The organism is Dyella sp. PARNA 12/25, from assembly GCF_055702865.1.
Window position 1 is genome coordinate 79,743 of the sequence record NZ_JBVQCI010000007.1, and the last position, 13,777, is coordinate 93,519.

At 58.7% G+C, this 13,777-nt stretch carries 12 protein-coding genes; 10 read left to right on the forward strand and 2 right to left on the reverse strand.

Annotated features, from left to right (window positions below):
- Positions 1-705 precede the first annotated feature (705 nt).
- The gene (locus AC0GUR_RS14420; protein ID WP_472878188.1) at positions 706-3,885 is read right to left on the reverse strand and encodes an autotransporter family protein; all 3,180 of its coding nucleotides are present in this window, start codon (positions 3,883-3,885) and stop codon (positions 706-708) included.
- A 723-nt stretch (positions 3,886-4,608) separates the two neighbouring features.
- Between AC0GUR_RS14420 and AC0GUR_RS14425 the strand changes: the two genes are divergently transcribed.
- The 3 genes from AC0GUR_RS14425 (at position 4,609) to AC0GUR_RS14435 (ending at position 6,200) form a co-directional block, all read left to right on the forward strand.
- Positions 4,609-4,797: a hypothetical protein gene (locus tag AC0GUR_RS14425; RefSeq protein WP_472878189.1), complete on the forward strand. Its 189-nt coding sequence runs from the start codon at positions 4,609-4,611 to the stop codon at positions 4,795-4,797.
- Positions 4,798-4,890: 93 nt separating this feature from the next.
- A complete protein-coding gene (locus AC0GUR_RS14430) occupies positions 4,891-5,526 on the forward strand; it encodes a hypothetical protein (RefSeq protein WP_472878190.1) in 636 nt (211 codons plus the stop codon).
- Positions 5,527-5,639: 113 nt separating this feature from the next.
- Complete coding sequence (locus AC0GUR_RS14435) at positions 5,640-6,200, forward strand: hypothetical protein (protein WP_472878191.1); 561 nt, start codon at positions 5,640-5,642, stop codon at positions 6,198-6,200.
- A 761-nt stretch (positions 6,201-6,961) separates the two neighbouring features.
- Here the strand turns inward: AC0GUR_RS14435 and AC0GUR_RS14440 are convergent.
- On the reverse strand, positions 6,962-7,723 hold the full coding sequence (locus AC0GUR_RS14440; RefSeq protein WP_472878192.1) for a glucose 1-dehydrogenase: 762 nt from the start codon (positions 7,721-7,723) through the stop codon (positions 6,962-6,964).
- 236 nt (positions 7,724-7,959) lie between these two features.
- Here AC0GUR_RS14440 and AC0GUR_RS14445 point away from each other — a divergent pair, with 236 nt between their 5' ends.
- The 7 genes from AC0GUR_RS14445 (at position 7,960) to AC0GUR_RS14475 (ending at position 13,728) form a co-directional block, all read left to right on the forward strand.
- On the forward strand, positions 7,960-8,757 hold the full coding sequence (locus AC0GUR_RS14445) for a helix-turn-helix domain-containing protein (RefSeq protein WP_472878193.1): 798 nt from the start codon (positions 7,960-7,962) through the stop codon (positions 8,755-8,757).
- Between the two features lie 120 nt (positions 8,758-8,877).
- A complete protein-coding gene (locus AC0GUR_RS14450; protein WP_472878194.1) occupies positions 8,878-9,459 on the forward strand; it encodes a GNAT family N-acetyltransferase in 582 nt (193 codons plus the stop codon).
- Positions 9,460-9,473: 14 nt separating this feature from the next.
- Positions 9,474-10,355, forward strand: coding sequence for a universal stress protein (locus tag AC0GUR_RS14455; protein WP_472878195.1), 882 nt, complete (start codon positions 9,474-9,476; stop codon positions 10,353-10,355).
- Between the two features lie 116 nt (positions 10,356-10,471).
- Entirely contained in the window at positions 10,472-11,824 is a 1,353-nt protein-coding gene (locus AC0GUR_RS14460; protein ID WP_472878196.1) for a hypothetical protein, read from the forward strand.
- A gap of 94 nt (positions 11,825-11,918) precedes the next feature.
- Positions 11,919-12,491, forward strand: a complete 573-nt coding sequence (locus AC0GUR_RS14465; RefSeq protein WP_472878197.1) for a c-type cytochrome — start codon at positions 11,919-11,921, stop codon at positions 12,489-12,491.
- 134 nt (positions 12,492-12,625) lie between these two features.
- Positions 12,626-13,336: a CBS domain-containing protein gene (locus AC0GUR_RS14470; RefSeq protein ID WP_472878198.1), complete on the forward strand. Its 711-nt coding sequence runs from the start codon at positions 12,626-12,628 to the stop codon at positions 13,334-13,336.
- Between the two features lie 149 nt (positions 13,337-13,485).
- Positions 13,486-13,728, forward strand: coding sequence for a hypothetical protein (locus tag AC0GUR_RS14475; RefSeq protein WP_472878199.1), 243 nt, complete (start codon positions 13,486-13,488; stop codon positions 13,726-13,728).
- Positions 13,729-13,777 lie beyond the last annotated feature (49 nt).

Consider the following 13,777-nt stretch of genomic DNA (forward strand, 5'->3'; position numbering starts at 1 on the left):
CCATCAACCTAGCTGTTAGTCGATGCTTGCGCAGGCAATAACCCCCGTTGACGAACAACGACCGCTTAACGCGATCTGGGGAGGTGGCCAAATGACGACTCTGCGTGGCGCATTCGGTCCCTACACCTACGAAGGCTCATATACAACGAATCGAGGTTCGGCGACCTGGCGCGCGCTGCTTTGGCGAGAAGGGGAATTTCAGGGAGAAATTGGCGGCGAGCTGCTCGAGGCTTCGCACATTGCGGTCCTAGATAGCGCATTCATCCACGCGTTAGTGCAAAGTCGCATTGCGCCTTTACTCAGACCTGAAGAGTAATGGGGTGCCCCGAAGCCTCACTGCGCCGAGCCTAGCTAAGAAGCGTGCCTATAGTGTCCGCTCGCGATCTGAGCCGGACTTTTTCCAACTAGGCGCAGGGGAGGCTTGGAGGGAAGTGGGTGCGCGGAAGCAGCGAGCTTTCTCCGCGCTCGAGGGAATGCCTTCGCAGGATTTACTGCAAGGGCTGAGGTGAACCCAGGCATGAGCCTCCTACGGAGCACCTAGCGACATTTGCGACACGCGAGCACCTGCGAGGTGCGCCTGAACGCTTGGCGGCAACCAAGGCAGGCTCGATATGGCGCAGCGTTAACCCTTTGGTCGCCCGTAAAGCCGAAGGGTGCTGCAAGGATGAAGGCGCGACTAAAAGCGCCTGTAGGCAGCCCTACTACTCACCAGCGGAAACGCAACCCTGCATCACCGGCCACACCATTGCGTCGCTCATTACTGGAGAGCACGCCAAACTGATAACCAATTTGCGCATAGAAGCTCAGATTGGCCAACAGCTTGCCCGTGACGCCAACCGCTGCATCGGCCCGAGTGGTTTGCATCACCAACGGCACCTCATCGAGGCCCGCATAGGTGACCGTTGAACCGCCGCCCGTGTCGCGCCAAACGTTTAGGCGTGCGTAGGGCTGCCACACCTGACCGTTGTCACGCATGATGGTCCATTGGCCGCGCAAACCGAGGCGCGCCGTGATGCCCGACGTCGAGCCGGGCGACACCGTGCTGTATGCGTCCTGCATCGCGCGGAACCACGTACGTTGCCAGATCACCTGCGCCTGCGGCTCCAGAATGAAGTTCGGCCCCCAGTTCAGCGCAAACGGATAACCGCCTTCCAGCGACGTGATGATGCCGTTGCCGCGCGCGACCAGCGACGTGTTCGCGGTGCGCGCCGTACCGTTATAGCGTGTGCCCTGCACCACACCATCCAGGTACCAACCGTCGGGGCCGTAGTGGGTCCAATAACCACCACCCGATGTCCCATCCATATTGACGCGGCCGGTAGTCACCAGGTCATAGCCGGTGGCTGCCGCGTTGGTGACCAGTCCTGTGACATCCGCATGGGTGTTGGCATAGGCAAGGTAAACGCCAAAGTCATCGCGATGGCCATCGATCAAACTGCCCTGCCACAGATCGAAGCCCGCCTGCGCACCAAGGATGCGACCACTGGTTCGCGGATCGGCGAACGCACGGTAGTGATCGTCAATTTCCTGCCCGAACACGCGCACCCATGCCGATGTGGCCCAACCTTCGGGTCCACCCTGCGCATTGGCGTTGGTAAGCGTGTCGCCGATGCGCTCGTGCATGGTGCCCAGCGTTGCCAAACCCATCTGGCGCGCCGAGGGCTGTATCGCGCCGTAGGTTGCGATTTCCGGCCCGATGATCGGATAGATACCCGGCGGCAACACCTCCGGCGGTGGGTCCGGCGGAAGAATCGGCGGCACCACCGGCGGCGGCTGTGGCGGCTCCGGCTCCACCACGAATGCCGAGCGCAGGAACCAGTCATTGGGGTTGCTACCACCCACACCACCACGCAGCAGGTCATAGCTGTACGCGCCTGCGCGCACCTCGCCGGCAAGCCCAAACGCCCCAGGGCTAGTGGTGCCGTTATTGATAGCCTCCACCACGGGAATGCCGTTGGCGACGGTTTCTGCGCCACCGCCACCAGCATTCGTGACATGCACCACGGTATTGCCAGTCGCCGTGCCGCCATTGATGACCAGCTTGTCCGACGGCGACGTATCGCTACCAAGGACGGTGTTGATCGCCATCGTGCCGTTCTGCCCTACGTAGCTACCGGTGGTCAGTGTCTTGAACACGCCCGCGGTCGGTGCCGTGAAGGCGATAAGACCTGCATTGGTCACGGTGCCGGAAACGGTCGAATCGCCCGTGACGTTCCACGTGCTGGGGTCGATGGAGACATTGGTGACGTTCTGCGCTGCGCCCGTCCAGGTGGAACCGTTCGTCAAGTTCAGATTGAGCGTGCTGGCAGCATCCGCAATGGCATCACCGGTTGCCGTAGCACCTGAAGCGGTCAGCGTGACAGCGCTTGCAGTCGGCAGAGGCTGGGTCCTGACGAAACTCCCATCAACCTCCGAAACAAAGCTCGACGAGCTATTGCTGGCGACGTCGACGAAGACATGGTTACTTGGTGTAACGGTGGTATTGGTCAGCTGAATATTTTCAATCGTCGACTCGGAATGAAACGCATCCTGGGCCGACGACAGTGATCCACCGCTAAACGACACGGTGTTTGGCGCTGCGCTGGTGCCACCCAAGGAACCGATGCCATAACGCCCACCACTCCAGGTGCTTCCGGTGACGCTCAGCGTACCGGAATCAGCCACTTGTCCGGCGTCAGCCTGGGTGGTCGTTACCGGCGTGCTCTGCAATGTCGCGACCGATCCGGTGTTGCCGACAAAGACACCCACCGCTCGCTGGCCAGCGGTAGAGACAGAGCTAGTCTGGATATTTGCTGAGGCCGTCTCGTTGACGTTCAGTCCAATCGCATCGTCCCCAGTGGTTTGCACCGTAACGTTCGAACCGGTCAGTACGGTCGGAATGACGGTGCCGACTGGCGGAGGACTGAGAAGCGACCCTTCCGAAAACATACCGAAGCCAAACGCACCGCCAGTGTCGATGGTGACACCAGCGAGATTCATCGTGGCGCCGTTGTAGGTATAGGCGCCATGCCCCGCGAGACCAGTAGTCGTGATCGTAAGATTGCTTGCATCGAGCTCGGCGCCCGTTGTCACCGCCCCCGTCGCATGGAGTCCGAAGCCGCCGACACCTGCCGTGGTGACACTGCCACCCGCCACTACATTTTTACTGCTTGCCGTCGCCAGTACGGCCGAGTCAGAGTCCCCCAGCAATTGGATGGTCACATTGTTCGCGGTAAGTACCGTGCCAGCGCCGGAGGTGACAATGCCTCCTTGCCCGGCACCGGTTCCGGAAATGGAAACCGAATTGAGCGACAGGGTCCCGTCCGCTGTCGCCGAAGCAGCTTTGCTGCCGGCATTGGCGCCCATGTTGATTTGAAGGTTCTGGTCAGCCGTGATGTTTGTGCCAGCACCTGATGACGACAAGCCATCCGTCCCCGGCCCAACGAGGTCGATGATGCCCCCGTGCACGGTGACTTGACCGCCACTCTGTGCAAATACGGCTGTGCCACTGGTGATGAAATGCACACCGGTGATATTGCCTGTGCCACCGGTAAGAGCCTGAAACCCAGGCGAGCCCGCAGCAGTAGTGGTAATGGTGCCACCACCATTGAGCGATACTGTGCCGTTTGACTGCACCAGAACTCCGGGCGACGCCGTGCCGCTCGTGCTCGCCGTCAGCTGTGATAGCACCGTGATCGATCCACCATTGAGCGCCGTGACGGCTGGTGTAGAAGCAGTCGTGGTCCCGAGCGAAGCAATCCCAAGCGTAATTGTGCAACCGTCCGCCGCAAGCTGCCCTGGTGCCGCCGGCGAGCAGGATTGGGCGAAGATAGGCTGTGCCCACCAGAGCACCGGCATGCCCAGGAGCACCGTGGTGACGCGTAGCTTCATGCGCAAGGTAGTCATAGGGCATCAGGGCCTCATAAATGAAGAAGACCCGACACGCGGAAATATAAGCACGCAAGCGCAGCGGCACCTAGCCCAAGATATCCCCAAGTGCGCCGTGAAAGACCGCGTTTCCATGACGTACATTTCCGTGCGAGGAGCTTAAAAATCGAGCTGCCACGGTGTGTCAGGCACGGCAAAGAATGTGCCGCAAGGTAAGAAAATCCTCCTCCGCAACCAGTGAAGGGGTCGTCACGGTACCGTCAAGACGAAATCCCGAAAGAGCGCGAGTAAAAGCTGAGGAATGCGCACTGCTGGTGAATGACCGATTTGAGTCACGGCATGAGAATTGCCCACGGATTCGACGCGTTTCAGCTACGCCTTGGCCAAGGTTGGGAAGGTGACGGGAAAGCGGCTGCAATTGAGCCGAAGGGCGGAGACGCGACCTGGTTCGAGCTATCGCCCATCTTGGTTGGTGATGGCGATAGCCGGGCGCAGATACCTTAAAGGTGAGAGTATTGAGGCATGACATTAAGGTCCGCTTTCGACCGATGCTGTGTAAAAACGCAGGAGGCAGTTTTGGACTGATCAACGTCTGCACAAAATTGGCCGCGTACGTGAAGTTCTAAGTCACTGATGTCTTGCGAGTGACTCAGATGTCGCACAGGAGGGCCATGAGCTTGAGTCGGCCAACGTTTTTACACAGTCTGGACCCAGAGCGGACCTTTTGCTAGGGAGCCAAGGATGAGCGGCGAGAAGCTCGACTACATCGAAGTTTCGAGGGCGGCGCACGAGCTTGGCGAGCGCCACGGCAGGGAGGCGCATCTCTACGCCGAGAGATACGCGCAGCTGGCTTCCAGTCAGGGCAACGCCGAGGAGCACGCTTTTTGGCACGCAGTAGCGCAATCGCTCACGCCGCGAAGTACCAGCTAGGATTTGCGGACCGTCCGCTTCCGACCCATGGCGGACACTGGAAGATGCGACTTAGGCGACAGGGTTCTATAACAGGCTCAGAGGGGAGTGCTGATGAATCTGATGATCGGGCCGTATTCAAAGAGACGAAAGCTTGCACTTGAGGGCAAGGTTTACCTGGCTCCCATAGCCGTAACCGCGGCGGCAACGGTCGCGATTAGTTACTTATCATCGATCGTGTTTTCTGCCGTCTCCGGCTCGGCATGGGCCCGTCAAATCAGTGCGTACGGAATAGATCACGTGCCTGCCATTTCAAAGGCTGTGGTCTTTTGCCCAGACCCGGAGAAGTGCGGCTTTGTGATGACTATTCAGTGGTCTCTGTTTCTGTTTTATGCGGTGATGCTATTCGTTGGTTACTATCCGCTTGCACCAACGATCCGCGTGGCCATTCGCAATTATGTTGAACTAAGGCCTGTGTCGCAATCTTTTCTACGAGCGGTGGCATTCCTGGCATTTGCCATAGCATTTGTGCTGGGAGACTTTTCGGTCATTAAGTTTCCCACCTTCTTCAATGGCAACATGATCACGGCGGACGGCTCACACGCCGTGTGGTCGATGTCACATTGGGTTGCAGATGGCGCGACGATGCCACTGATTTCGTGGTTCTCCGTGTTCGCCAGCGCCTCCATTTACTGGGGGCTGTTTTACATGCTTGCAAACTTCAAGCAGCTTGCTAACCAGGATGGTTAGCCAGGCACTTGTTGCTCTCGGTGTTGGTCAACTGTGATTCTGCTTGCCGGACTGGCAAGCCAATTAGGTCCGCTTCCGACCCAAAGCGGACGAAACAGGGGAGAGTGAACAATATGGATGTGTGGTACCTGGTCACCCAGTATGGATGGCTGCTCTTCATTGCTGCGAGCGTTGGCAATGCGTTTGCCATTCGGCACAAGACCGAAGCGAATATTGCAATGGAGCCGGCGCTAGCCAGTGGTTATGAGCGCCTTCTCCGCCGATACCTAGTAATAAATAACATCCCATGGGTTGCCATGGGTCTGATCTGCTTGACGGGGCGAGTCCCGTCGATGCTGTCGTTTTTCCAGCCTAACGATGGCAACCCATTTGTTTTGGCCTGGTTCGCGCTGATCTCGGTTCTTTGGGCCAACGAGCTCTATTGGATATTTTTTGACGAGGGCGCGGAAGCACTAGTAAATCATCCAGGTGCTTATCGACTGTCGCTTTCCAGGCCGTGGCAGGTCAAATTGCTTTGGGTGGCGTGCATATCCGGTGGCATAGCTGGGGTGGCTTTCATGTGGAACTCAGGGGGGGCTTCAGGTGAGCACGGCAATGTCCGCTTCCGACCCATAGCGGACAACTTCGATTGCCAACGACGTCTCCGATGCTATTGTGATTTGGTTGGCGCATAGATCAGCCATTGAAACATGCAAGCCCGCGCGCCCACCTTCCTGGCCGTAGGGCGGGTAGCTCACGAGTGCAATAGCCCTTGCGCGCTTGGCCCCGAACGGGGGCCTTTTCTTTGGGCTGGCTCCTTGTCATAAGGAACGCGAAAGGATTCAGGGCGAACTATGTGCGCGAACGACTCGGCAGCAGGTGTCATATGAGCCTTACACGGGAAGAGCTGATGGAGACCTTCAATCGGCTGGAGACGGAGCTAGTCAGGTTAGAGGCGGAAGGTCAGTCAGAAGAGACCCTTTGGGAAGCCTTTGAGCGACTGGCCCATTTGCCGGCCATATCGGTTGATCAGCGGGATCGCATCTGGTGGTGGGGGCAGCTCTACTCGACAATGGAGCGACATGGCTTGACGGAGTTGAGCCGGGGGAAGGTCGCGCGGGATTTCCCTTGACTAGTTTTGGCATCTCCAAGGTCCGCTTCCGACCCAAAGCAGACCTAGTACGTTGACCCAAACGCATGGTTAAGAGTCGGAAAGTGGCATGCAGCAAGTTGGCCCGGAAGAGGTCATATTTGCTCGCTAACAAGCACGCATGTACGCAGTCCGCATCGATTCAACCGGCGTCAGTGGATGAATGGGTGATCTATCATCGACCGAGTTCTTCTCGAGACACGTCCGAAAGATACGGTGACGCGAATGCTCCGGATTCGCAGTCGCCAGCTCTTGATGATGCGAGGGCAATCGCTCGCGCCCTAGATGCGTCGATGCAGGCAAGCCTTATCGGCAGCAGTAGCCGCCATCGATCACCAACTCGCTACCCGTCATGAACTTGGACTCATCGGAAGCCAGGTAAACGACCGCCCACGCTATGTCGTCGGGTTCACCGATATGACCCAGGGGGTGCAGCGCATCCAACACCTGGCGCCCAACGCCTGGCTCGCCGCAACTGGCAGCGAGATAGTGTTCGACCAATGGTGTCCAGATAAAGCCCGGATGGATCGAATTTACCCTGATGCCGTACTTGGCGTAGAGCAAGGCGTCCACCTTCGTCATCATCCTGACGGCACCCGTAGAGGCACCGTTTGAGTAAAGGTCGTCGGCGCCGACCGACCCATGGACGGACGACAGATTGATGATGCTGCCACCGCCACCTGCACGCATCGGCTGATGGACATGTTTCGTCAGGAAGAAAGCAGCTCTTACGTTATCGTCCTGAACCCGACCCCACTCCTCCTCGGAGCTTTCGTTGGTTGGTCTGTCGGGACCAAAGACACCAGCATTGTTCACCAACACGTCAATTTGCCCGAAGCGGCGAAGCACGTTGGCTACCGCGTGCTTCACCTGGGTCTCAGAGGATGTGTCGGCATGGTAGAAGTGGCAGCCAAGTCCGAGGTCCGCGGCTAGTGCCTGTCCCTCGGTATCGTGGATGTCCACGATAGCGACTTGTGCCCCCTCCTCATGCAGGCGTGTGACACATGCCATACCGATGCCGAGTGCTCCTCCTGTCACGAGTGCGACCTTTCCATCAACGCGACCCATGGCTGCTCTCCCGCTGCTGGGGATTAGAGCTTGCGAGCGGAGGATTGGCTGAGTTTTGACGGTGGTCAAGTTCGCGCACGGAAATCGGGCGACCGGTAGTCAATGGCCTTGGACATGGGGCGGAGCTGGTTGCCGGTTCGGTGCAGATCTCTTGCCCGTCAACGACAAGACAGACTGCTGCAAAAGACGCGTGGTAGCATCGTTAGGGCCTCTTCCCGACGTCCGAAAGGTGAGTCGTGCAGCCAAGTGCGGATAGGCTCGACATCGGCCAGCTACGCAGGAGCTGCGCGTCCTGCGGTCTGCAGGAGTTGTGCCTGCCGGCTGGCATTAGCGGTGACGATCTTGTTCGCCTGGACGCCGCCGTCAAGGACAAGCGTGTACTCGAGCGCGGTCGCGCGCTCTACCTGGCCGGTGATGCTTTTCATTCCTTGTACGTGGTCCGATCTGGCGCCCTCAAGACCTTCGTGGTCGACGACGACGCAGTACCACAAGTGCTGGGGTTCCACCTGCCCGGTGAAATTGTCGGCGTTGACGCGTTGGCGTCTGGTCGCCATGCGTGTCAGGCCGAGGCATTGGAGCGAACAAGCATCTGTGAGCTGCCTTTTGCTCAACTACAGCGATTTGTCAGCGACATTCCGGCGCTTCACCGACAGCTGTTGCGGGTTATCAGCCGCGAAGTGGTGCAGGAACATCAGCATCTGATAACCATGGGTCAGCAACAGGCTCATGCGCGACTGGCCATCTTTTTGAGAAGCCTTTCAGACCGGTATGTGACTTTGCACCGGAATGGCACTCTTTTGGCCTTGCCCATGTCGCGTGGCGACATCGCGAACTATCTCGGCCTTGCCATTGAAACGGTCAGTCGGCTGTTCGCGCGTTTCACCGATATGGGTGTGCTTAGCGTCCATGGCCGGATGGTAACCGTGCTCCGGCCCGACCTTCTCGCCGACCTCTGCCGCGCCAGGCCGCGAGCTTCCGATAGGGACTCGACGCCGGCTCGTCCCCTCCGGAATGGCCGTAAACCTGCCATTTGACCGTAGTCAAATCGGGCCCCCATTCCACGGCGTAAAACAATCATGTGCCGGAGGCCGAATGAATTCGGGGTCATTGGACTGTCGGGATGCAGCCGATGACCCGCGCCGCGGGGGTGCATCATGTCAACGCCAACTCATCGCGCTTCTGAGCTGCAGAAGCCGTTTCTGCCTTTTCTTGACGCGCTGGAAGGCGATCACTGGATTGAGCCTTTACGCGACGGAACGCCTGTACTGATTCGGCCGCTGCAACCCGAGGATCGGCAGCGAGAGGAATACTTCCTCCACCGGTTGTCTTCGAATGCCAAGCGCATGCGATTTCTAGGCGATTTCAATGAAGCCAGCCCAGCGCTGCTCGATCGCTTGATGGATGTCGAATATCGGGATCGTATGGCTTTTGTTGCACTGGCCCATGACGACGGAGAGCTCAGGGAGGTGGGTGTCAGTCGATACAGCGCTACCAAAGACGGAAAGCATTGCGAGTGCGCGGTTACTGTGTCGGACGACTGGCAGGGTCGCGGTCTGGCCGTGTTGTTGATGCGTCACCTGATGGATACCGCTCGGCGCAAGGGCTTCACACATATGTTTTCCATCGACACGGCGAACAATCACGCGATGCGTGATTTAGCGAGCTATTTGGGGTTCCAACGGCGGCTGGACCCGGAAGACGCTTCCCAGGTCATCCATTCCATCAACCTGCGCTGAGCATCGGGGGACGTATGGTCGCTACCGAAGCTCAAATCGTTGCTGGCGTACCGACGCCCGAGCATCTCGCGCGCAAAGGCTACCGCGACGTACTTGCTCTGGTGACGTCGACCGGGCCGTGGAGTCCTGCAGTCTGGGCGGGTGTCGATGTCGCCGCGGTGTCGGGAGCAAACCTTACGGGTTGCTACATCGACCCGTCGTTGAGGTCCTTGCGAGGCGTGGATGACGACCCCACGGTGACGGCGCTGCTTATGGACGCGCCACGAAAGCACGCAGAAGACCAGACCGCATTCAAGACGTTCGCGCTAGCTAGAGGAGTGCGTGAAGCCGTCTGGATGGCGACGCGGGAGGCTCCGGCCAAAACCCTCCGCAAACTGGGTGCCTGGCACGACCTGGTGGTCATCGAGCGGGATATTGCCATCGAATCGGCGCGGCTCGATGTGCTTGGCGAGGTCCTGCTTACCTGCCGCGCGGCATGTCTCGTACTGCCGCCGCGCTGGAGCCGGCCGGCGCGATTCAAACATGTCGTCGTCGGGTGGAACGGGAGCATCGAATCGTCCAGGGCCATCCATGCGTCGCTCCCCATCGCTATGGCAGCGGAATGCGTCACCGTACTGACGGACCGGTCGGCATTGGAGCGCGCTGGAACAGAAGACGATCCGGACTTCTATCCACTTGACTACCTGCGAGCGCACGGGGTTCCCGCCAAGGAGGACATGGTAAGCGCAGCGCCATGGGAGTCCGGACGGATGCTGCTGAACAAGGTGAAGCATCTGTCCGCTGATTGTCTGGTGATGGGGGCCTACGGTCACACGCGCGTCAGGGAACGCGTCTTGGGAGGCGCCACCCGGTACGTGCTGGAGAACGCGCCACTGCCGCTACTCATGCAGCACTGAATTACACAACGGTAAATCGATTGGTTGGAGGGCGCATGTTTCAGCTTTGGGATTTACGCACTTCGCTTATAGCCCGGTCGCTCCATTCGACTGGCAGCGCTACATGGCACATGCTCTTGATGGTGTTCGCTTGGGTGGCGCTGACGCCCAACGCGCAGGCACTTCCGGCCTACGCACGCCAGACAGGCCAAGCCTGCGTTGCCTGCCATGTGAGCTTCCCAGAACTGACACCGTATGGTCGGGCGTTCAAGCTAAGTGGCTACACCATCGGCACTCGCCAGGACTTGCCACTCGCTGCGATGGCACAGTTCGGACTTGAGCACGTCGACAACAATCGCGACGACCAGGGTCAGAAGATCGTGCCAAAGACCGATCGCCCAGCCTTGTCGGCGGCAAGCGTATTCCTGGCAGGCAAGGTCAATGACTACATTGGCGGTTGGATCCAGTGGACCTACAACAACCTGGCTGTCGACAGCGGTGGGCACACCGTAGGTCACAGTGGCATCGACAATACGGATCTGCGTGTCGTCGGCAAGGTGGCGAATGAAGACAACACCGATCTCCGGTGGATCTATGGATTGACGGTGCATAACAACCCAACGGTGCAGGACGTTTGGAACAGTACGCCCGCATTCGGTTTTCCATTCACCGTGCCACCCAACGCCATTACCGCGGCCGCCGCCACCATGCTTGACGGCAAGCTCGCTCAGCAAGTGGCGGGGGTCGGTGGTTATGTTTACTGGAATCGCCATCTCTACGTGGAAATCACCGGGTATCAAACGGCAGATGGATTCTTTTCACCGCTACGCGCTGGCCAAAAGGTGCACGAGGCTGGCGGCGTCAACAGGCTGGATGGAATCAATCCGTACTGGCGCATCGCCTATAGCCGCGACTGGGAGACGAACTCCCTGATGGTCGGCACATACGGCGCGAAGTTCAGGCTATATCCCGACAACACCATGCCTTACACCCCCACTGATCGCTACACGGATTTAGCGTTCGATGCCCAGTTTCAGCACATCGGTGATCCGCACACCTACACGTTTCAATACACCCATATCCACGAGAACCAAGACTATCGTGCAAGCTATCCAGCGACGCTGGCGGGAGCACCCATCGGCGTGGGGCCATCTCCTGCGAACGCGCACGACACTCTCGTCACAGACAAGCTCAAGGCAACATATTACTTCGAGCGCAAATACGGCGCGACCTTGAGTCTCTTCCGCACCCACGGAACCGCCGACGCCGGACTTTATGTGCCTGGATCAGTGACCGGCAGCAACAACAGTCGACCGAACACGCAGGGCTACATCATCGAGCTTGACTATCTGCCCATGCAGAACCTGCGCCTGATGCTGCAGTACTACGGGTACGGAAAGTTCAACGGCTCAAGCAACAACTATGACGGATCGGGACGGCATGCAAGTGACAACAACACACTCTTCGCCAACGTATGGCTGGTGTACTGATATGTTGACCAAAGCGACCAGATTCAGCATCGCCTTGCAACAATGGCCAGCGATGGCTCTTGTCACCGCGAATGTGGCCATGCTCGCAATGGCCATGCTCCCACTTGTTGCCAGTGCGCAGACAGGGTCCCCAAGCGATGCTGCGGCCGCCAAGCTGGCGACGCAGGTTTGCTCCAGTTGCCATGGGCCAGGCGGCAACAGCGTCTCGCCAACCTTCCCGAAGCTGGCGGCGCAACAGGAGGCTTATCTGGTTGCCCAGATAAGCAACTTCAAGAATGGCGCGCGCGGCGAGCAAGAGGCTCACGACTATATGCTCGGCATGACTACGCTGATCGACGACCAGACGGCGGCAGCGCTTGCCAGGTACTACGCCCGTCAGCCACCGGCAGCGGGCGTGGCTGGCGATCCTGATCGGATAGCCAGGGGCAGACAGCTCTTTGAGCGAGGCATCGAGGGCAAGGTGGTCGCCTGCGCCAGTTGTCACGGTGCGCATGCCGAAGGCTCCGGCATCTTTCCAAGATTGGCTAGCCAACATGCCGCCTATGTAAAGCATCAGCTGCAGGTGATTCAGGGCAACCTGCGCAAGTCCCCTGTAATGCATGGAATCATCACTCAACTCACCGTTGATGACATGCAGGACGTAGCGACTTACCTGGAGTCCATCTAGCTGCCATCCATGCATAGTTTGCTCGCATCCTTTCTCCGGCGAGCGCATGCAGTAGGTGGTCAAGGTACCGAATGAGCGCCCACGCTGAATGACGATCGTTCGAGGCGCTGAGAGTGCAAGAGGAGGGTATCATCATGAAGGTAGGCGATGCGATGAAAGGCGAAGTTCGAACGGCTCTGGTCGACGACACGTTGTCGCTGGCGATGCGAATCATGCTCGGTGCTCGGGTAAGCGGGCTCCCTGTCATCGATGAAACCGGTGCCCTGGTCGGCATACTGACCGAGGGCGACCTGATGCGGCGAGCCGAGATTGGAACGGATCGGCACCGGCCAAGGTGGCTTGAGATCATTCTCGGTCCTCGTCGGATGGCGCAGGAGTATGTGGAATCACACAGTCGTCGGGTAGGTGACCTGATGACGACCGATGTGCTGACCATCGAAGAATCTGCGCCCTTGGAGGACGCCGTGGCGCTCCTCGAGAAGCGTCACATCAAACGTCTGCCGGTAACACGTCAAGGAAGCCTGGTCGGAATGTTGAGCCGGGCCGATCTGATAAGGGCATTTCTGAGCGTGCTTCCGAACGAAGACCAGACGAGTGGAACGTCTGATAGAGATATTGAACAGCGCATCGAGCTTGAAATGCGGCGGCAACCGTGGATCACCCGCGCAGCAATCCATGTGATTGTCAGGCAGGGCGCGGTAGACATCGATGGTGCGGTAACCAGCGATGTCATGCGGAATGCCTTGCGAGTGCTCGTTGAAAACACGCCTGGCGTCATTAGTGTGAAAGACAAGCTAACTGTCTGTGAGCCGGGTACCGGCTATGGGGTGTCGGCACCGATGTGATTCGGAGTTTGTCCCACTGCGGGCAAGCGTGAATACGGGAGCGGGATGGCGTCCTCGGCAACTGAGATATCCGCCTTCGAAGTAATGGGGATCCTGGAGTTGAGCTCGGCCAAGCATTTTGGCGGGGAGGGGCGATGACAGAGGCCGGCATGCTAGAGCAAGAAGACATCACGTACCTGTTTTGGCTTGATTACGGGCGCGTGAAGGAACTCCCAGCCCCTATCGCTGAAAGGCTGATTGCGCATGGCCTCGTGCGCGAGACGACCGCCATGAAGGGGGCCCGGATCATTGGCCAGCAGACCGTATACCTGACAATATCCCGCGACGGTGTCCGTCTAATAGAAATGATCCGGGATGGGCAAAGCGAACGCTTTCACTTGCCGGGCGCATAAGACTGATTGCAGACAACTAGTTGTCTGCTCTCGACCCATAGCGGACCTA